The sequence below is a fragment of the Nocardia sp. NPDC051833 genome, assembly GCF_040681225.1.
Classification (GTDB): domain Bacteria; phylum Actinomycetota; class Actinomycetes; order Mycobacteriales; family Mycobacteriaceae; genus Nocardia.
This window is the reverse complement of sequence record NZ_JBFAYK010000001.1, coordinates 2,267,837-2,286,305: the sequence shown is the minus strand read 5'-3', so window position 1 is coordinate 2,286,305 and position 18,469 is coordinate 2,267,837. Positions and strand designations below refer to the sequence as shown.

Annotated in this window: 20 protein-coding genes; 12 read left to right on the top strand and 8 right to left on the bottom strand. The window is 70.4% G+C overall.

The features are described from left to right. Nucleotides 1-26 precede the first annotated feature (26 nt). From AB0L91_RS10330 to AB0L91_RS10320, 3 genes are all read left to right on the top strand, one after another. On the top strand, nt 27-1,085 hold the full coding sequence (locus AB0L91_RS10330) for a beta-ketoacyl-ACP synthase 3 (protein WP_357342224.1): 1,059 nt from the start codon (nt 27-29) through the stop codon (nt 1,083-1,085). 1 nt (nt 1,086) lies between these two features. Further along, nucleotides 1,087-1,785, top strand: a complete 699-nt coding sequence (locus tag AB0L91_RS10325) for a lysoplasmalogenase (protein WP_365008855.1) — start codon at nt 1,087-1,089, stop codon at nt 1,783-1,785. 68 nt (nt 1,786-1,853) lie between these two features. Beyond that, entirely contained in the window at nt 1,854-2,795 is a 942-nt protein-coding gene (locus AB0L91_RS10320) for an alpha/beta fold hydrolase (RefSeq protein ID WP_355274747.1), read from the top strand. Here AB0L91_RS10320 and AB0L91_RS10315 read toward each other — a convergent pair. Continuing rightward, nucleotides 2,779-3,225 carry a hypothetical protein gene (locus AB0L91_RS10315; protein WP_365008852.1) on the bottom strand — a complete coding sequence of 149 codons (447 nt, stop codon included), beginning with the start codon at nt 3,223-3,225 and terminating at the stop codon, nt 2,779-2,781. The genes AB0L91_RS10320 and AB0L91_RS10315 overlap by 17 nt on opposite strands. 84 nt (nt 3,226-3,309) lie before the next feature. Between AB0L91_RS10315 and AB0L91_RS10310 the strand changes: the two genes are divergently transcribed. The 3 genes from AB0L91_RS10310 (at nt 3,310) to AB0L91_RS10300 (ending at nt 5,628) form a co-directional block, all read left to right on the top strand. Then, the gene (locus AB0L91_RS10310) at nt 3,310-3,627 is read left to right on the top strand and encodes a DUF4190 domain-containing protein (protein WP_365008850.1); all 318 of its coding nucleotides are present in this window, start codon (nt 3,310-3,312) and stop codon (nt 3,625-3,627) included. 25 nt (nt 3,628-3,652) lie between these two features. Next, nucleotides 3,653-4,336: a TrmH family RNA methyltransferase gene (locus tag AB0L91_RS10305; protein ID WP_365008849.1), complete on the top strand. Its 684-nt coding sequence runs from the start codon at nt 3,653-3,655 to the stop codon at nt 4,334-4,336. Between the two features lie 200 nt (nt 4,337-4,536). Further along, on the top strand, nt 4,537-5,628 hold the full coding sequence (locus AB0L91_RS10300; RefSeq protein WP_355275407.1) for a glycoside hydrolase family 76 protein: 1,092 nt from the start codon (nt 4,537-4,539) through the stop codon (nt 5,626-5,628). A 3-nt stretch (nt 5,629-5,631) separates the two neighbouring features. On the opposite strand, the gene AB0L91_RS10295 is transcribed toward AB0L91_RS10300, so the two are convergent. Both AB0L91_RS10295 and AB0L91_RS10290 read right to left on the bottom strand, forming a co-directional pair. Then, on the bottom strand, nt 5,632-6,330 hold the full coding sequence (locus AB0L91_RS10295) for a DedA family protein (RefSeq protein ID WP_355274738.1): 699 nt from the start codon (nt 6,328-6,330) through the stop codon (nt 5,632-5,634). A gap of 4 nt (nt 6,331-6,334) precedes the next feature. Then, nucleotides 6,335-6,997 carry a VTT domain-containing protein gene (locus tag AB0L91_RS10290; protein WP_365011234.1) on the bottom strand — a complete coding sequence of 221 codons (663 nt, stop codon included), beginning with the start codon at nt 6,995-6,997 and terminating at the stop codon, nt 6,335-6,337. Nucleotides 6,998-7,164: 167 nt separating this feature from the next. Between AB0L91_RS10290 and fbaA the strand changes: the two genes are divergently transcribed. Continuing rightward, nucleotides 7,165-8,202 (top strand): class II fructose-bisphosphate aldolase, encoded by a 1,038-nt coding sequence (gene fbaA, locus AB0L91_RS10285; protein WP_355274735.1) that lies wholly within the window; start codon nt 7,165-7,167, stop codon nt 8,200-8,202. Nucleotides 8,203-8,238: 36 nt separating this feature from the next. Further along, complete coding sequence (locus AB0L91_RS10280) at nt 8,239-9,357, top strand: BTAD domain-containing putative transcriptional regulator (protein WP_355274732.1); 1,119 nt, start codon at nt 8,239-8,241, stop codon at nt 9,355-9,357. Nucleotides 9,358-9,497: 140 nt separating this feature from the next. Here the strand turns inward: AB0L91_RS10280 and AB0L91_RS10275 are convergent, their stop codons facing one another. Beyond that, a complete protein-coding gene (locus AB0L91_RS10275) occupies nt 9,498-10,556 on the bottom strand; it encodes a fused (3R)-hydroxyacyl-ACP dehydratase subunits HadA/HadB (RefSeq protein WP_365008845.1) in 1,059 nt (352 codons plus the stop codon). 99 nt (nt 10,557-10,655) lie between these two features. Next, nucleotides 10,656-11,816, bottom strand: coding sequence for a hypothetical protein (locus AB0L91_RS10270; protein WP_365008843.1), 1,161 nt, complete (start codon nt 11,814-11,816; stop codon nt 10,656-10,658). A 230-nt stretch (nt 11,817-12,046) separates the two neighbouring features. Between AB0L91_RS10270 and AB0L91_RS10265 the strand changes: the two genes are divergently transcribed. The 4 genes from AB0L91_RS10265 (at nt 12,047) to AB0L91_RS10250 (ending at nt 15,932) form a co-directional block, all read left to right on the top strand. Further along, the gene (locus tag AB0L91_RS10265; RefSeq protein ID WP_365008841.1) at nt 12,047-12,433 is read left to right on the top strand and encodes a hypothetical protein; all 387 of its coding nucleotides are present in this window, start codon (nt 12,047-12,049) and stop codon (nt 12,431-12,433) included. A 1,556-nt stretch (nt 12,434-13,989) separates the two neighbouring features. Then, nucleotides 13,990-14,178: a hypothetical protein gene (locus AB0L91_RS10260; protein WP_365008839.1), complete on the top strand. Its 189-nt coding sequence runs from the start codon at nt 13,990-13,992 to the stop codon at nt 14,176-14,178. Between the two features lie 127 nt (nt 14,179-14,305). Beyond that, nucleotides 14,306-14,740: a DUF3151 domain-containing protein gene (locus AB0L91_RS10255; protein WP_355274722.1), complete on the top strand. Its 435-nt coding sequence runs from the start codon at nt 14,306-14,308 to the stop codon at nt 14,738-14,740. A gap of 25 nt (nt 14,741-14,765) precedes the next feature. Further along, nucleotides 14,766-15,932 carry an FUSC family protein gene (locus tag AB0L91_RS10250; protein ID WP_357342234.1) on the top strand — a complete coding sequence of 389 codons (1,167 nt, stop codon included), beginning with the start codon at nt 14,766-14,768 and terminating at the stop codon, nt 15,930-15,932. 4 nt (nt 15,933-15,936) lie between these two features. Here the strand turns inward: AB0L91_RS10250 and AB0L91_RS10245 are convergent, their stop codons facing one another. The 3 genes from AB0L91_RS10245 to AB0L91_RS10235 are packed head-to-tail and all read right to left on the bottom strand — an operon-like array spanning nt 15,937 to nt 18,249. Then, the gene (locus AB0L91_RS10245; protein WP_365008835.1) at nt 15,937-16,791 is read right to left on the bottom strand and encodes a glycosyltransferase; all 855 of its coding nucleotides are present in this window, start codon (nt 16,789-16,791) and stop codon (nt 15,937-15,939) included. 43 nt (nt 16,792-16,834) lie between these two features. After that, a complete protein-coding gene (locus AB0L91_RS10240) occupies nt 16,835-17,623 on the bottom strand; it encodes a site-2 protease family protein (protein WP_365008833.1) in 789 nt (262 codons plus the stop codon). After that, entirely contained in the window at nt 17,620-18,249 is a 630-nt protein-coding gene (locus tag AB0L91_RS10235) for a hypothetical protein (RefSeq protein ID WP_355274714.1), read from the bottom strand. The genes AB0L91_RS10240 and AB0L91_RS10235 overlap by 4 nt, the downstream gene beginning before the upstream one ends. Between the last annotated feature and the right edge of the window lie 220 nt (nt 18,250-18,469).

The window sequence follows — 18,469 nt, the reverse complement described above, 5'->3', positions numbered from 1 at the left end:
AAGTCTGAAGGACGTGTGAGTCACCTGTGGTGAGCATTGCAGTTAACAAGAGTCGTGACAACGTTGCGATGCTCGGGATCGGTGCGTACCGACCGCAGCGCATCGTCAGCAATGCTGAAGTGTGCGAACAGCTCGACTCGACGCCCGAGTGGATCTTCGAGCGCACCGGTATCCACAACCGCCGCTGGATCAGCGGCGACGAGACCATCCGGTCGATCGCCGTCGCCGCGGGTGATCGCGCCCTGAAGAACACCCCGATCGAGCGCGACAAGATCGGCGCGGTGCTGCTGTGCACCTCGAGCTGGCTCAAGCTCACCCCGCACGGCGCGCCCTCGGTGGCCTCCGACCTCGGTCTCAACGGCGTCGCGGCCTTCGACCTGACTTCCGGTTGCGGCGGCTTCGGGTACGGCCTCGGCGTCGCCGCCGACCTGATCCGGGCCGGTTCGGTCGAATACGTGCTGGTGATCGGCGCCGAGACGATGACCGTCGGCCTCGATCCGACCGACCGCGGCACCGCGATGATCTTCGGTGACGGCGCGGGCGCCGTGGTCGTCGGGCCGGCCGAGGAGAACGGCATCTCGCCGACGGTCTGGGGCAGCGACGGCGAGAACGCCGAGGCCATCGCCCAGGACGTCGACTTCCTCGCGTACATGAACAAGGCCCAGGCCATGCAGGGCACCGACCCCGCGGTCGAGCCGATCGGCCGGATGTCGCTGCACATGGAGGGCCCCAAGGTCTTCCGCTGGGCCGCGGTGACGCTGCCGCGCGCGCTGTCGGCGGCGCTGGACGCCTCCGGCGTGGCCAAGGAAGACATCGAGGTGTTCATCCCGCACCAGGCCAACGCGCGGATCAACGAGCTGATGAAGAAGAACCTCGGCCTGGCCGACGGCATCCCGATGGCCAACGACATCGAGCACACCGGCAACACCTCGGCCGCCTCGATCCCGCTGGCGATGGAGGAGATGCTGGTCACCGGCAAGGCGAAGGGTGGGCAGCTGGCACTGCTGCTCGGGTTCGGCGCCGGACTGAGCTACGCGGGCCAGGTCGTCACGCTGCCGCCCGCGCCGAAGGAAACGAGCTTCTGACGTGCGACCGCTGCGAGCCGGATATCTCGCGGCGGCGGCGGTCACCGTCTTCGGTGCCGTCACCGGTCGCGAACGGCTGCAATGGCTGACCAAGCCACTGCTCATGCCACTGCTGGCGGCCGACACCGTCACCAGCGGGGTCGAGCTGGATCCGGCCGAACGCCGCATCCTGCTCGGCTCGCTGGCCGCGGCCACCGTCGGTGACGTGCTGCTGATCGACCCCGATGACGACAAGCGCCTGATCGCGGGCGCGTCCTCGTTCGCCGTCATGCAGACCGGCTACTCGATGCTGTGGTGGCGGCGCGGTGCCAGGCCGCGTGCCGCGATCGCCGCGCCCCGGCTGGCGGCGTGGGCGGGTGCGGCCGGGTTGCTGCGGGCCAAGGCCCCGGTGCTCGCGGTGCCGCTGACCGCCTACGGCGCCACGCTCGGCACCGCCGCGACGCTGGCGTCCGATCCGGCCCTGGCGCCCGGGGCGCGCAATGTCGCCGGACTGAACATCCCGAACGGTGACCCGCGCAGCAGGCTGGGCGTCGGCGCGCTGTTGTTCACGGTGTCGGACGGCCTGATCGTGCTGCGCCGCCTGTTCGCGCGTGACGACCGGACCCGCCGGATCAGCGAAGGCGTCATCCTGGCCACCTATGCGGCCGCGCAGTATCTCCTCACCGACCCGGAGGTGGGCACGCCTCGGCGCGGTGCCTGATACTCCCTGTCACACAGCGCTTACCTGGGCGTCCTCGGGCGGCAACACCGGCCGCGCACGCTTCGAAGATGACCGGGGAAGTGCAGTTCATCGAGGTGCACGGCTATCGCCGCGCGTTCCGGATGGCGGGGTCGGGGCCGCCGCTGTTGCTCATCCACGGCATCTCCGACAGCTCGGGGACCTGGGCGCCGGTGTTCGACGCGCTCGCCGAGCACTTCACCGTGCTCGCGCCCGACCTGCTCGGCCACGGGGAATCGGACAAGCCCCGGGCCGACTACGCCGTCGCCGCCTACGCGAACGGCATGCGTGACCTGCTCAGCGTGCTCGGCTTCGAGCGGGTGACCGTGGTCGGGCATTCGCTCGGCGGCGGCGTCGCGATGCAGTTCGCCTACCAGTTCCCGGAGAAGGTGGAGCGGCTGGCGCTGGTCTGCCCGGCGGGGATGGGCGCGGGGGTGCATCCGGCGTTCCGGCTGGCCACGCTGCCCGGCGCCGGTCCCGGACTGATGGCGGTGACCAGCTGGCCGGTGCGCACCGTCGTGCGCGCGGCGATCCCGGTGGTCAACGGGCTCGGTGGCCTCGGTCTCGGCCCGGACGTCGACTACGTGCTTCGCCTCTACGGCCAGCTGTCCGACACCGGCGCGCGCAACGCGTTCCTGCGCACCATTCGCGCCGCCGCCGACCGGCACGGACAGTCCATCACCATGCTCGACCGCGGCTACCTGGCCGCGCACCTGCCGACGCTCATCATCGGCGGCACCCGCGACACCGTCATCCCCTCCGGCCACGCCGAACGCGCCCACCGCGCGTTCCCCGGCTCGATGCTCGAGATCTTCGACGGCGCTGGACATTTCCCGCACCACTACGACCCGGACCGTTTCGTGAAACTGATCCGCGCCTTCATCGACAGCACCGAACCCGCCGTCTTCGACTTCCAGCGCTGGCAACGCACCCTGCGCCGCGGCAAACCGATCGTCGGCCTGCCGACGCCGGGGGCTACAGCACAAGCATGATGCGGTTCCTGTTCAGCGGGTCGACGCGGATCGGGATGGTCTGGCCGATCGTCATCCGGGATTTGTCGACCGGCATCACGTCGACCACGATCTTCCCGTGATAGGTGGCCGACCCCGGCACGGTCAGCTCGACGTCGAATTCGGTGAGCTCACTGGAATGATCGGTGCGCGCCAGCGGGCGCATGCCGTCGATGCGCGCCCAGCCCTCCAGCCCGTGCCTGCGCAGCTTGCGGTCGGCCCTGGTCGGCATGGACGCGATCGCCATCGCGATACCGGCGCAGGAACCGAACAACCCGACCATGATGAGGACCTGGTAGGGCATCGTGCCCGGCGGCGTACGCGGGGCGAGCCAGCCGAGCCAGACCGCGAGCGCGACCAGATACATCGCGACGACGCAGGTCAGCGCCTGAACAATGCGCGTGTGCTCCATACCGACAACCACCCGTGAGCCCTACGCCTCCAGGATAGGTCGCGTCACCGCCCGCTTCGGGGCGTCCGGGATTACGATTCGCGCATGAGCACTCAGCCCCCGCCGCAGGGATATCCCGGCTACGGGCCGCCGCCGGATCATCCGCAGGCGACCACGGCGCTGATCCTCGGCATCCTCGGACTCGCGCTGTGCGGCATCCTCGCGCCGTTCGCCTGGGCGAAGGGCCGCTCCGTGCTCGCGGAGATCGACGCGTCGCAGGGCCGGGTCGGTGGCCGTTCGCAGGCGTACGCCGGCTACATCATGGGGATCGTCGGCACCGCGGTGCTCGTGGTGGGGCTGCTCGTCACGGTGGCGAGTGTGGTGGTGTTCGTCCTCGTGGGGGCAGCCGAATCAACGGCCTAGCCGAGGTCCACCTAGCATTCTCCGGGTGAACGAGTCAGTGCCATCGCCCGAGGTCGAGGTCGCGGGTCCGACCGAATGGGGCGAGCATCCGCACGGGCTCGGGCCGTGGGAGCAGGAGTACGGCACCCCGGCGCCCACCGACGAACGCTACGACCCGGTGCTGCTGGCCGAGGGTGACCGGCGCAATGTCGTCGACGCCTACCGGTACTGGACTCGTGAGGCGATCGTCGCCGACATCGACGCGCGCCGCTTCCCCTTCCACGTGGCCATCGAGAACTTCGGGCACGACGCCAATATCGGCACGGTGGTCCGCACCGCCAACGCCTTCGCCGCGGCCGCGGTGCACATCGTCGGCAGGCGGCGGTGGAACCGGCGCGGCGCCATGGTCACCGACCGCTACCAGCACCTGGTGCACCACAGCGACCTGGCCGAGCTGCGCGGATTCGCCGCGGGGCGGGGTTTGACCGTCGTCGCGGTCGACAATGTGCCCGGCGCCGTCCCGCTGGAGACCGCGCGACTGCCCCGCGACTGCCTGCTGCTGTTCGGCCAGGAAGGGCCCGGCGTCAGCGACGACGCGAAAGATGCTGCGGCGCTGACGGTCTCGATCGCCCAGTTCGGTTCAACGCGCAGCATCAACGCCGGCGTCGCCGCCGGGATCGCCATGCACGCCTGGATCAGGCAACACGCCGACCTCTCGCTGGCCTGGTAGCGGTCGGTTCCTGACCGTGTCCATGTGTGTATCGGCCCGGTTGTGATCGAATCAGCCTCGAATCGGTAACAGAACGGGCGCGGAAACCGGGCAGCAACTGGCACCATGGTGCTATGACCTCGCGCAGCGGCCGGCGCCCACAGCCCACTGATCGCGCCGGATCCGTGCCGACACCGGCGCTGTGGTCCGAGCGTGCCGACATGGCCGAGTCCGCGATCATCTCGCGGCACCTGCGCATGCTGTGGGGTTGTCCCGGAACGGAATTGGGTGTCGTCGGCTGGCCGGCCACCCGGCGCGAACGCGCCTTCGCCGGCTGGCACTACTGGTGGCAGGCGCACCTGCTCGACATCGCGGTCGACGCCGCCAACCGGGTGCCCACCCCCGCCCGGCGCAGGCGGATCGGCGCGATCGCCCGCGCCATCCGCATGCGCAACATCACCGGCTGGACCAACCGCTACTACGACGACATGGCCTGGCTCGCGATCGCGCTGGAACGCGCCGAGCGCACCCAGGACCTGACCGAGGCCCGGCGCGGCCTGGCCGCGCTCGAACAGCAGCTCTACGGCGCCTGGGACCCGGACACCGGCGGCGGCATCCCGTGGCGGGTCCGCTCGGACTTCTTCAACGCGCCAGCCAACGGCCCGGCGGGCATCGCGCTGCTGCGGCTGGGCCGGGTCGAGCGCGCGCAGGAGATGGCCGACTGGATCGACGCCACCCTGCGCGATCCCGAGTCCGGTCTGATCCTCGACGGCATCCACCTGCCGTCCGGCGAGATCGAGCGGCCGGTGTTCAGCTACTGCCAGGGCGTCGTGCTCGGTCTGGAGACCGAGCTGGCCGTGCACATCGACGACGACGAGCGGCACATCGCGCGGGTCGGCCGCCTGCTGGCCGCCGTCGAGGAGCACATGACCACCCGCCTGGTGATCTCCGGTGGCGGCGGTGGCGACGGCGGCCTGTTCAACGGCATCCTGGCCCGCTACCTGGCGGTCGTCGCGCTGATGCTGCCCGGCGAGGGCAAGCAGCAGGAGACCGATCGGCGGACCGCGGCGGCCATCGTGAAGGCGTCCGCCACCGCGGCCTGGGCCAACCGGCTCGAGGTCGAGGGCGAACCGCTGTTCGGCCACGACTGGAGCAAGCCCGCCCGCTTACCCGGCGGCACGGCCGGTGCGGGCAAGTTCACGGCGGGCGGCTCCGTGACGGCCTCGGTCGTGCCGGAACGCGACCTGTCGGTGCAGCTGTCCGGCTGGATGCTGATGGAAGCCGCCTACCAGGTCACCGCCGCCGGGCTGTGAGCGTCAGCGTTCGGCCTCGCCGACGACGCTGGGCGCCCGCTCGACATCGAAGTCCTCGGCCGGCTTGGCCATCTCCTGGCGGTAGTGGCGCAGGCCGAGGATCGTGCCGATGATCAGGCCGACGATCATCGTGCCGATCACCGCGGGCATCAGCCACGGCACCTGCTCGAGGAACTCGCCCGCGTAGTAGCCGATCAGCAGCAGCACCGGGGCCCAGATGATCGCCCCGAGAGTACTGGCGACGGTGTAGCGGCGATGGTCCATCCCGGCCGCGCCAGCCACCATCGGGCACAGCGTGCGCACCCAGGGAATCCAGCGCGCCACCAGCACGGCGAGGAAGCCGTGTTTCTCCAGCAGCGCGGTGACCTTGGCCAGATTCCTGGTGTTGATATAGCGGCCGTTCTTGCGCGCGACCAGGTGATGCCCGGTGCGCTGGCCAACGACATAGCCCACCTGGTTACCCGCGATCGCGGCCACCATGGTGCCCAGCGACAAGGCCCAGACCTGGGCTTCGCCGTTGGCGTGCGAGGCCATCACGATGCCGGCGGTGATCAGCATCGAGTCACCGGGCAGGAACAGCCCGATGATGAAGGCGCATTCGAGGAAGACGAAGACGAGTACAACCGTCCAGACCACGGCGGGGCCTGCCGAGATCAGTGGATCGAAGCTGCCCAGAGCCAGGGTCGACGGTACTGCGGTCACTTGCTCAGCGGATCTCGTTCGCCGAAGCGGCCAGCTCGGCGGCGGGCGCGTCCTCGGTGGGCTCGGTACCGCGACGCTTGTCGAGCACCTTCTTACCGACGGTGATGATCGCGGGCAGGATCGAGACGAACACGATCAGCAGGAAGATGCCCTCGATGTGGTCGCGGATGAAGGGCACGTTGCCGAGGAAGTAGCCGAGCACCGTGACGCCGCCACCCCAGAGCACCGCGCCGACGATGTCGAACGCCACGTACTTGCGGTAGTCCATCTTGGACACCCCGGCCAGCACCGGCATGAACGTGCGCACGATCGGCACGAACCTGGCCAGGATGATGGTCTTGGGGCCGTGCTTCTCGAAGAACTCGTGCGTCTCGGTGATGTACTGCTTCTTGAAGAAGCGGCTGTCCTCCTTGCGGAAGATCGCCGGACCGATCCGTCGGCCGATCCAGTAGGCGCACTGGTCACCGGCGAACGCGACGAGGATCACCAGCGGCACGAGCACCCAGATGGAGACCGGCGGGTTCGGCTGCGCGGCGAGCATGCCGCCGGTGAACAGCAGCGAGTCACCGGGCAGCAACGGGAACAGCAGACCGGTCTCGATGAAGACGATCGCCAGGATGGCGGGTAGGACCGCGTTCTTGAGCCAGGTCTCCTGGAGCAGATACATCGGGTCCAGCAACTGGGTCAACGCAAGGTTGTTCGTCACCGCATCGGATACCGCCAGCAAAGTCACGGCCCCCACAGTACCGGGCGAATCTGTGACATGAGTGGCCCACAGTAGGCTGACGCCTGACAGAATTGGTTTTTCGCTCCCCACACACGGAGGTCACTGCTGTGCCTATCGCGACTCCGGAGGTCTACGCCGAGATGCTCGGCCGGGCCAAGGCGCACTCGTTCGCATTCCCGGCTATCAACTGCACTTCGTCGGAGACGATCAACGCCGCCATCAAGGGCTTCGCGGACGCGGGCAGCGACGGGATCATCCAGTTCTCGACCGGTGGCGCCGAGTTCGGCTCCGGTCTCGGCGTGAAGGACATGGTCACCGGCGCGGTGGCGCTGGCCGAGTTCGCGCACGTGGTGGCGGCCAGGTACGACGTGACCATCGCGCTGCACACCGACCACTGCCCCAAGGACAAGCTGGACACCTACGTGCGTCCGCTGCTGGCCATCTCGCAGGAGCGGGTGAACAACGGCCTGAACCCGCTGTTCCAGTCGCACATGTGGGACGGCTCGGCCATCCCGATCGACGAGAACCTCGAGATCGCCAAGGAGCTGCTGAAGCTCTCGAAGTCCGCCAACATCATCCTCGAGGTCGAGATCGGCGTCGTCGGTGGCGAGGAAGACGGCGTCGAGGCCGAGATCAACGACAAGCTCTACACCTCGCCCGAGGACTTCGAGAAGACCATCGACGCGCTCGGCGCCGGGGAGAACGGCAAGTACCTGCTGGCCGCCACCTTCGGCAACGTGCACGGCGTGTACAAGCCGGGCAACGTGGTGCTCAAGCCCGAGGTGCTGGCCGAGGGCCAGCGCGTCGCGGCCGCCAAGCTGGCGCTGCCCGAGGGCTCGCAGCCGTTCGACTTCGTCTTCCACGGTGGTTCGGGCTCGCTGAAGTCCGAGATCGAGGACTCGCTGCGCTACGGCGTCGTGAAGATGAACGTCGACACCGACACCCAGTACGCCTTCACCCGCCCGGTGGCCGGCCACATGTTCGCCAACTACGACGGTGTGCTGAAGATCGACGGTGAGGTCGGCAACAAGAAGGTCTACGACCCGCGCAGCTACCTGAAGAAGGCCGAGACCTCGATGGCCGCGCGCGTCGTCGAGGCCTGCAACGACCTGAAGTCGGCCGGACGCTCCGTCAGCGGTTCCTGATCGGCCTTTCGCGACAATCAAACGGGGCCCGAGCTCATGAGTCTTGATGTCCGTGTGCTCGGGCCCGTTCGACTGCTGGTCGGCGGTGAGCCGGTGGCGGTCGGCGGGCCCAAGCCGCGCGCTCTGCTAGCCGCGCTCACCGTCAATCGACGGCGCGCGGTGTCTTCTGCCGTGCTGGCCGAGATGGTCTGGAACGAGGATCCGCCGGACTCCTACGCCGCCAGCCTGCAGGTGTTCGTCTCGAACATCCGCAAGGCCCTGCGCAACGCGGGCATCGACTCGGCTCAGGTCCTGCGCACCGAGGGCGCGGGCTACCGGCTCGAGATCCCGGACACCGCGTGCGATCTCGGCCGCTTCGAGAACGCGCGCGAGGCCGGGAGCCGCTGCCTCGAGGTGGGCGATCATCCCGGCGCGGCCAATCTGTTCGGTGCCGCGCTGCGGGAATGGTCCGGCCGCGCGCTGGCCGACCTGGCCGGGCTGCAGTTCGCCGACGGTTTCGCCACGGCGATGGACGAGGAGCGGCTGCTGGCCGTCTCCGCCCGCGTCGACGCCGAGATCGCTTGCGGCCGAGCGTCTTCGGTGATCGGCGAGCTGGTCTCGATGACCAACGAGCACCCGCTGCGCGAGCCGCTGTGGGGTCAGCTGATCACCGCGCTCTACCTGTCCGGGCGCCAGGCCGACGCGCTGGAGGCGTGCCGCCGGGTGCGTGCCGTGCTGGCCGAGGAACTCGGCATCGACCCCGGCGCCGCGCTGATCGACCTGGAACAGCGGGTGCTGCGGCAGGAACCGCTGAATGTGGTGGAGGCCAAGCGATCCGAGCAGCTCGCGGCCGCCATGACCGAGACGGTCACCGAGGTGCCGCGCTCGATCCGCAACGGCAACCTGCGCTTCGCCGACGGCCGCACCATCCCGATTCCGCACGGCGGCCTACGGATCGGCCGGATGACCGACAACGAGCTGGTCCTCGACGACCCGAAGGCCAGCCGCTACCACGCCCACATCATGCCGAGCCGCGCCGGCCTGCTGATCAAGGACCTGCATTCGGCCAACGGCGTCTACGTGAACGAGGTGCCGATCGACAGCGGCGCCCTGCTCGCCGACGGCGACCTCATCCGCATCGGCGCCACGATCCTCACCTTCATCGCCGTCGCATGAAGCTCCGGCGAATTACCCACGTATTTCGCAAGCACATGGGTAACTCGCCGGGAACGGGCTGACTGATCACCGCACGGACCGTCGGACGCCGGCCCGAGAAGACACCCGCCTGAGCCTGGCCAGAAATCGCGGGGAGGCGGTTATGTGAGGCGGACTTCGGCGACCGCGCGGCCGAAGAGCTTGCGGCCCTCGGAGATTCCGCTCAGCAGGATGGTGGCGCCGCGCCGCTCCGGGTCGACCGACTTCACCTTGCCGGAGAACTCGATGACGCCCGCGGCGGCCGGCGGCACCGGCACGAAACCGGAGAAGCGCACGGCCAGCTTCGCGATGGCGGTCGGATCGCCGAGCCAGTCGCTCAGGTACTGGGCGGCCAGGCCCATGGTGAGCAGGCCGTGGGCGACCACGGTCGGCAGGCCGGCCAGTTCGGCCGCGCGATCGCTGAAGTGGATCGGGTTCGGATCGCCGGAGACGCCCGCGTAGTTGGCCAGGTCGCCGCGGGTCACCTTGGCGATACCGGCGGGCAGTTCGTCGCCCTTGGCCACCGAGCCGAACTCGGGGACGGTGTTGACCGGCGCGAATTCACGTTCCGGGGCGGCGGGTGCGGGCCCGGTGCGGCGGATCAGGATGTCGTCGGTGTCGACGCCGGCGATGGCCGCCGGGCGGGCGTGCATGCTGATGTTCTCGACGGCCTCGACGATGTTCGGGTCCACCTCGACACCGCGGCGGGCCACGATGGTGGTGGTGCCCTGCACGGCGATCTCGTCGTCGGAGTTGATCAGCTTGAAGCCGACGTTGACGAAGTCGTTGTCGCCGAACTGGCGGATCGACTCGATCTCGATCTCGGTGCGGATCCGGTCGCCGGCCAGCATGGGCCGGTAGATCTCGAAGACCTGGTCGGTCTGCAGTACCTGGGAGAGGTCGTACTCGGTCAGCACGCTGTCGAGCAGCGCCCTGGTGGCGCTCATCCCGATCACCGAGGCGAAGGTCGGCGGCGCGATGACGCCGTCGTACCCGAGCTTGCGCGCGTCGACTTCCTGGTGGTGGGCGGGGTGCGTGTTCTGCACGGCCCTGGCGAATTCCCGGATCTTCTCGCGGCCGACCTCGTAGTGATCGCGGAAACCGAAGCGCTGGCCGACCAGCGCCGCATCCGGGACCACAGCTTCGGTGCCCGGCTGCGACACTGTCTGTTCCCTGCTCATGATCCGGAAAATGTTACTCGAGTACCCAAGCGGATGACCAGTTATGTGTGACCCGTCATAGCGGCCATGAACTGCCGCTACGACGGGTCGACACCGCTGCTACGGGGTGCCCGCGGGGTCGCAGACCTTCCAGCTACCGTCGGTGCGCTGCAGGTCGAAGGTCCGCGCGGTCCGCTTCGCCGGATCGGCCGAGGTGTACACGGTCGCCTCGGCCAGCGCGGTGTCGCCTGTGATGCGCACCGCATCCACGCTGGCGACGACCGGGATGGAACCGCGCTCGGTCGAGAGCTGATGCACGCCCTTGAACTGGTCGGCGGTGATGCCCTGGTAGAAGTCGTGCAGCTGGCCGCACGTGCTCGACCGCAGGTCGTCCAGGTCGCCGGAGCCCAGCGCGTCGGCGTAGGCGCCGATCGCGGTGCGGACCTGGCCCTCCGGCGAGTTGTCCCCGCCGGTCATCAGCGTCACCACGGTCACGATCAGGGCGATGACCAGCACCGCGGCGCCTGCCGCAGCCAGCAGCCAGCGCTTCGAGCGGGCCGGCTTGTCGGCCGCGGGCTCCTGCGGAGCTTCGATCCGCTGCGGCGGCGCGACCGGGCGCGGTGCCTCCGGCGGGGCGACCTGACGCTTGCCCTCGGCCAGCTGCTGCGCGGGGCGCGTCGGCTGGATGTCGGCGGGCGACGGCGCCGAGGCCGGCTTGGGCGGGGCGATCGGCGCACGCGGCGGCGACGGCTGGGTCTCCTCGACCCCCGGCCCGTGCGGCCCGGCGGGTCCCTGATGCCCGGCCTGCCGCGGCCCCGCGGGCCCACGCGGCGTGTTCGGCGGCGGCGTCATCGGCCTGCCACCCGACGGCGGCACCACCCGATCCGTGCCCTGCGGCCGCTGCACCGGCATGGCGGTGGTCGGCGCGTCCGCCGGATTCACCACTCGCATCGCGATCGTCTGATCCTCCGACGCGGGCGGCTCACCCCCGCCCTTGCGCAACGAGGCAGCGCCCGCCGCCCCCGCCGCCGCAGCGGCAGCGCCCGGCCGATTACCCGCGTCCGCGCCGGGTCGGCCTCCCTGCTCGGTACCCGCTCCCTGCGGCGTGCGCTTGTCGCCGGAACCCGCTGCGGTCTGGAACTTCTCGGTCGCGTCGACATCCCGAGACCGCGAAACACCCTCGCCGGCGACAACTCCGGAGATCGTGGGCGCGTCGGCATCCGCGTGCGCGGCCTCGGCACCGCGTGGACCGGCGGCGTTCGCCCCAGCCCCGCCTGCCACCGGACCAGCTGCCGCCGATCCGTCGGCCCCGGTGCCGTCTGCCTGCACGCCCGCGGCGCCGGCCGAGCCACCGCTCGCGGAACCACCCGCCTGGGCGGTAGCCCCCGCGGCTGCCGCAGAGTCCGCACGCGCCGCAGCGCTGTCTCCAGCCCCCGCGGAGCCGGTCGCTGCCGAATCAGCACCTCCGTCACCGGATTTCGATCCAGCCGCCGCACCGCCCGCCCCGGTCGGTGAGCCAGCCGCGTTGGCACCTGCGCTCGATGCCGCGCCAGCGCCTGCCGCGCCACCTGCGCCTGCCGCACCTGGCCCGCCCGCGCCTGCGCCACCTGCGCCTGCGCCTGCCGCGCCAGCGTCGCCTGCTGTGCCCGCGCCTGCGCCACCTGCGCCTGCGCCTGCGCTTGCCGCGCCAGCGTTGCCTGCGCCTGCGCCTGCGCTTGCCGCGCCAGCGTTGCCTGCGCCTGCGCCTGCGCCTGCGCCTGCGCCCGCTGCGCCTGGCCCGCCCGCGCCTGCGCCAGCGGCTGCTGTGCCAGCGCCTGCGGCATCTGAGCCCGCGGCGCCTGTGCTGGTCGGTGAGCCGCCTGCTGCTGCGGCATCGGCATCCGTCGTGGTGTCGGTAGCCGGGGACTCACCACTTCGAGTCGCATCACTCGCACCGGCGCTACGGTCCGCCTGCGCTGAGTCTTCAGGGGTGCTGGTGGCCGCGTCTGCTGCCTGGTCCGTGTCGGAATCGCGTGCGCCCACGGCGGCGGCTCCGGCGAGGGTCGCGCCGACCGCGACGCCTGCTGCCGCGGCAGTTGCCTTGCCGGGCTTCGCGTCCGGCTTCGACGGGCGGTCGGCCTGGTTCATCTCGGCGGTCGAGATGTCGGCCTGGGCCGCTTTGGACTGTGCGCTCGTGACCTTGACCGTGCGGTCGTCGGTGGATTCGGCCTTGGTGGCCGGTTTCCGGCCCGGGATCGACATCGCGGTGGTGGGTGCGTCCGGTCCGGCGAGGTCGGCGGGGCGCTCGTTGCCGCGTTCCGCCGGGTCCGCACCGCTCTGGTCCGCGCGATCCCCACCGGGCAGGCCCTGCGAGAGACCAGCCAGCGGCGAGGCCCCCGCCGAGACGCCGCCACTGTTGCCCGGACCCGAAACGGGCTGTCCGCCAGGCGCATTGCCGGGTCGACCACCGGCCGGTGCGCCCGGCGCGCGACCCACCTGCGGTGCGCCCGGACCCGAGGTTCGCTGCGAGCCAGGCCCGCTACCGGGACCGGCGGCCTGTGGTCCGCGCGCGTCCGAAGGGCGCTCGGACCCGGGACCTGCGGGGCGCCGGCCATCATCGCCCGGGCTGGAACCCGGCTGTCCGCCGGGGCGAGCGGAGGGCTGCCCGGGTGCGTTGCCCGGACCGAAACCCTGCCGCGCGCCGGGCACGGAAGGTTGTTGCCCGCCGGGGCCCGCACCGGGACGTCCCGCGTGCGGCGGCGTGCCAGGGCCGCCCGCCACCCGAGGCCCACCCTGGCCCGAATGCTGTTGTCCACCAGGCGCATTGCCGGATCGACCGAAGGTAGCGCCGGGTCCACCCTGCGCGCCGGGCCCATTCTGGCCGCCAAGCGCGCCTGGGCCGCCCTGGGCCGCAGGCCGACCTTGGGCACCAGACGCACCTTGGGGACCGGGGCCGCCCGGGGTGTTGCCCGGACCGGATGCCGGACGACCACCGGGACCATCGATCGGACGGCCCGGCGGCACACCGGGTCCGCCCTGGGGTCGGGGGCCGCCGGGCTGGTTGCCCGGACTGCCGGGGCCGGAAGGACGCTGTCCGGCAGCCGGGTTCGAGGAACGGACCGGCTGGGCTCGGCGTGGCGGAGGTGCGGCGGGTTCTGCCTGCGGGCGCGGGCCACCGGGACGTCCCGGCGGCTGCTGTCCGGCCGGTGGGTTGCCCGGCCGCTGGCCGCCGGGCGCGGACGGCTGGTGGCCGCCGGGGCCGTTCGCGGGTCGTTCCGACGACTGGCGTCCGCCGGGCGCGTTCGTATGTCGCTCGGTCGACTGGTCATCGGGGCGTCGGCCACCGGTCGCGTTGCCGGGTCCCGAGGAACTGCCCGGCGCGGTGCCCGATCCGCCCGAAGGACCGGCCGAGTCGGCAGCCCGTCCGGACGGGCTCGAACCCTGCCCGGCCGCACCCGGCAGATCACCGCGCCGGATGACCACGGTCTCCGTGGTACCTGGGGAAACGGTCGGCCTGCCCGGTTCGGTGACCGCTTCGGGGGTCGACTTGGGCGCGCCGGTCGACGGCGCGGTGCTCGACGAATCGGCGCCGCGCTGGGCGGTCGCGCCGGGCTCGGCAGATTCGGCTGCCGCGTTGTTCTCGTCGGTCGGGTCGGACACCTAGTACCCCTCGCTCAGGCTCGAACGTTCCACTCGCGCCTCAGCCTAGTGCGCGTCGCGCCGAGGGGTTCGCCGATCGCCTCGCGGCGGGCCGGGCGACGTCGTGACGGGCCGCGGTGCACAATGAACCCATGACCTCCTTCGGTGACCTGCTCGGACCGCAGCCGGTCCTCCTTCCCGAATTGATCGACGCCGAGGACGCCATCGCGGCTGGCGCCGACCCGGTGAAGGTCGCCGCCGATCATCCGGCCGCCTCGATCGCCTGGGCACAGCTGGCCGAGGCCTCGCTCGAGCGCGCGGGCGACGAGGTCACCCACGACACCGTCGCCGCCTACGCCTTCGCCCGCACCGGCTACCACCGCGGCCTCGACCTGCTGCGCCGCAACGGCTGGAAGGGTTTCGGCCCGGTCCCGTGGAATCACGAGCCGAACCAGGGTTTCCTGCGCAGCGTCGGCGCGCTGGCCAGGGCGGCCAAGCTCATCGGCGAGACCGAGGAATACGCCCGCTGCCTGGACCTGCTCGAGGACTGCGATCCGCACGCGGCGGCCGAACTCGGCCTGGATTGAGCCGGCGACCGGATCCGAGCCGTAGGTGAGCGATCCCCATTCCGTCGTCGCCGCGGCGACTCCGGTCGTCGCCGCCGCCAAGGACAGCACCGTCGATCGCCTGAAGGCGTCGGCGGTGCGTCTGCGTCTGTCGACCATCCCGATCATCCAGTGCTCGCTCGGCGCCGCGCTGGCGTGGTTCATCGCGCACAACGTCATCGGGCATCCCGACCCGTTCTTCGCGCCCACCGCCGCGGTCGTCTCGATCGGCATCTCCTTCGGCGCCCGGATCCGGCGCTCGGTGGAGCTGGTGGTCGGGGTCGCCGTCGGCATCGGCATCGGTGACCTGTTCATCGCCCAGGTCGGCACCGGGGTCTGGCAGGTGGGCCTGGTGGTCGCCGCCGCGATGGCGTGCTCGGTGTTCCTCGACGGCGGCTCGATCATCACCATCCAGGCCGCGGGGTCGGCGGTGCTGGTCTCGACGCTGAGCCAATCGCCGGGCGCGGGCCCGAGCCGGATGATCGACGCCCTGGTCGGCGGGCTGGTCGGCGTGCTCATGGTCGGGCTGATCCCGCTGCATCCGGTGCGCCGGGCCCGCGAGCACGCGGCCGACGTGCTGTCGGTGATGAGCAAATCGATGATCACCTGCGCCGACGGCCTGCTCGAGCAGGACTCGGACAAGGTGCACGAGTCGCTGACCGCGGTGCGCGCCACCCAGAAGCAGATCGACGCCCTGCGCTCGGCGCTGGAGGGCGGTCGCGAGGTCAGCCGGATCTCGCCGCTGTACTGGAACTCCCGCAAGCGCCTGGCCCGCATCCATTCGGCGGCCGACCCGCTCGACAACGCCGTCCGCAATACCCGGGTGCTGCTACGCCGTTCCCTCACCCTCGTCCGCGACGACGAGGTGCTCGACCCCCGCCTGATCGACCTGGTCGACCAGCTCGGCAACGCCACCGATGTGGTCCGCAGGATGATGCTGGCCGATCCGGGCGAGCAGCCCGATCAGGCCGAGGCCACCCGCGCGCTGCGCAGCGTCGCCAAGAAGGCCAGACCCGAACTCGTTGTCGGGGCCGGTCTTTCGGCGCACGTGGTGTTCGCGCAGATCCGGTCGATCGTGGTGGATCTGATGGTCGTGTGCGGGATGCAGCGCATCTCGGCGATGGCGCTGCTCCCGCCCACCGTGCCCAATCCGTATGTGACGCCCGAAGAGTGAGGGATCAGTCGCCGACGGGGGAGACCCTGGGGCGGCCGGGACGCAGCGTGAACCGCTTGCGGTCGAAGTCCCACACCCGGTAGATCGGCCACTGCGAGGTGTGCATCACCCAGGCGCCGGTGATCACGGCGCGGTGGAAGCCCACCACGTTGTAACCCTGGTTGGCGATGGTCTCCAGGCCACGCAGCTGGTACTTCCACCAGACGCTCGGCGGGGTCTGGCGGCGGCGCGCCGAGATCTCCGCGCGCAGCCGCGGCAGCTGGTCGATGCGCAGCTTCGCCTTGGTCAGGCAGAGCGCGAGGTCGAGGTCTTCGTGCAGGTCGCGACGGGTGGTGGTGTCCGCGTGCACCTGCTCCCACGCGGTCCGCCGGATCGCCATATTGGCGCCGTGCACATTGCCGACGGGCTGGTGCTTGATCAGGCCGAGGCGCTGCTGGCCACCGATCGCGGCGGCGAGGAAGAAGCCGATCGGGGAGTCGTGGTAGGTGCTGATGCCGGTCACTGCGACGGTGTCCGGATGCGCGTCGAGGTGCGCGCGCACGGTGGCGCCCCAGTCGGGCGCGACCATGGTGTCGGCGTCGATACGGCCGAGGTAGTCGCCGCGCGCCTTGTCGAAGCCGGTGTTGCGGGCGTGCGCGACGCCGGGATTCGGCTCCTCGATCAGCTCGATCTTCGGATGTCGGGCGGCTAGCTCGGCGACGATCTCCCTGGTGCGGTCGGTGCTGCCGTTGTCGACGACGACGATCTCGTCGATGGCGTCCTGACCGACCAGCCGCTCCAGGCAGGCGGCGATGACCGAGGCTTCGTCGAGTACCGGGATGACGACAGAGAGGATGACGGGCGATTCGGTGGTGCCCATACGCGTTTCCGTTCCAGAGTCGAGGTTGACCGGCGACAGGCTATCAACGCCAGAAGCGGGTCATGTGGCTACCGTAGGCAGCCCACCCGTCAGGTACCCCGGAAAGTTCGAACAAAGCGTAAACAGCGTCGAAAAACACCCGGCTCAATGGTGTGAAGAAGATGACAGCGAAGAGAACGAGCATTCCGTAGGGCTTGATCTGGTCGAGCGACCGCCGGGTCTCGTAGCTCAGCGAGGGCTCGATGATCCCGAACCCGTCCAGGCCCGGCACCGGCAGGATGTTCAGCAGAAACGCGGTGATCTGCAAGAACGCCAGGAAACTGAGCCCACACCAGAACCCGGCGTGCTCCTGCATCGTCCCGAACGCGCGGATCACCACGAGCAGCACCACCGCGCACAGCAGATTGGACGCCGGACCGACCGCGCTGACCAGCCGCTGCACCCCCGAGCGGAATCGGGTCGTGTCCACATACACCGCGCCGCCGGGCAATCCGATACCGCCGAGCGCGATGAAAATCAGCGGCAATCCGATCGAGAGCACCGGGTGGCTGTATTTCAGCGGATTCAGGGTGAGATATCCCCGCACTTCCACTTCATGATCACCCGCGCGCCACGCGACATAGGCGTGCGCGAATTCGTGCAGGCACAGGCTGATGATCCAGCCGAACACCACGAGCACGAACACGCCGACCTTCGCGCGCACCGACTCGATGTCGGCGTCCCAGGCGAGCGCGCCACCGAGCACGGTGATCAGCACGATGAGCAGGAAGACCGGGCTCGGGCGGACGGCGCTGTGGCCGGTCTGCCTGCCGGTGGGGAAGGAAGAGGTCATCGCACCAGGAGCCAGGGTTGTTCGAAGCGGTAGAAGGTCGAGCGGGGCACCTTGCGTTCGGTGGTGATCCCGTCGCGGGTGACGATCGCGCCCGGCGTGCCGAGCTGCGCGGCGCGACCCGACACCCAGGTGCGCTTGCGGAAGCCCTTGCGGACCCTGGCGCGGACACCGGGCATCGTCATCGTCGGTGAGATCAGCATCGTCGTCACGATGCCGGTGAACAGCAGCGTGTCGTCGACGTAGGCCTCGCCCTCGAGCTTGGCGCCATCGATGCCGGTGATACTGGCCCGGCCGACGAGCACGGTGCCGGTGTCGTCGCGGATCAGCGGGGTCTCGATGGCCCGGCCCTCCAGCGCGATCTTCGCGGCGGCGTTGCCGGTCGCGGTCTGATAGACCCGCGAGGCGTAGGTCGTCTCGACCGGGACGAACCCGACCTCGACATGCAGGCGTTCGGTGCGCATCAGATGGGTGAGCACGGCGGCCAGGGCGGCGTCGGAGCCGAGCACGATCAGGCGCGGCAGGCTGTCGGCGGCCAGCACCGGCAGCAGCTCATCGATCACGGCGGTATCGGGCACCGGCTCGGTCTGCGTGGTCGGCTGCGAGGCCAGCGCGATCGGGACCGGCATGTCACCACATCGGAGAACGTGGGTACTCAAACTGCGGTACACCCTCCTCGGTCGGGTCGACGGTGTGTCGCCCTCGAACACGGCCAAACCCCCTGCCGGCAAGTAACCGTAACCGATCGTGGCACCCGGAGCGGCCGGGGGTCGGCGTGCTCGGACAGGGCAGGTCGGAGGGCCCTGATCAGGCGTCGACTAGACTGTGTCTCCGGCCACCGCCTCAATC

Coding starts and splice junctions, on each gene's coding strand:
- AB0L91_RS10320 (WP_355274747.1), top strand. CDS start 1,854: ATGACCGGGGAAGTGCAGTTCATCGAGGTGCACGGCTATCGCCGCGCG.
- AB0L91_RS10315 (WP_365008852.1), bottom strand. CDS start 3,225: ATGGAGCACACGCGCATTGTTCAGGCGCTGACCTGCGTCGTCGCGATG.
- AB0L91_RS10310 (WP_365008850.1), top strand. CDS start 3,310: ATGAGCACTCAGCCCCCGCCGCAGGGATATCCCGGCTACGGGCCGCCG.
- AB0L91_RS10300 (WP_355275407.1), top strand. CDS start 4,537: ATGGCCGAGTCCGCGATCATCTCGCGGCACCTGCGCATGCTGTGGGGT.
- AB0L91_RS10290 (WP_365011234.1), bottom strand. CDS start 6,997: ATGTATCTGCTCCAGGAGACCTGGCTCAAGAACGCGGTCCTACCCGCC.
- AB0L91_RS10280 (WP_355274732.1), top strand. CDS start 8,239: ATGAGTCTTGATGTCCGTGTGCTCGGGCCCGTTCGACTGCTGGTCGGC.
- AB0L91_RS10275 (WP_365008845.1), bottom strand. CDS start 10,556: ATGAGCAGGGAACAGACAGTGTCGCAGCCGGGCACCGAAGCTGTGGTC.
- AB0L91_RS10260 (WP_365008839.1), top strand. CDS start 13,990: ATGACCACGGTCTCCGTGGTACCTGGGGAAACGGTCGGCCTGCCCGGT.
- AB0L91_RS10255 (WP_355274722.1), top strand. CDS start 14,306: ATGACCTCCTTCGGTGACCTGCTCGGACCGCAGCCGGTCCTCCTTCCC.
- AB0L91_RS10245 (WP_365008835.1), bottom strand. CDS start 16,791: ATGGGCACCACCGAATCGCCCGTCATCCTCTCTGTCGTCATCCCGGTA.
- AB0L91_RS10240 (WP_365008833.1), bottom strand. CDS start 17,623: ATGACCTCTTCCTTCCCCACCGGCAGGCAGACCGGCCACAGCGCCGTC.
- AB0L91_RS10235 (WP_355274714.1), bottom strand. CDS start 18,249: ATGCCGGTCCCGATCGCGCTGGCCTCGCAGCCGACCACGCAGACCGAG.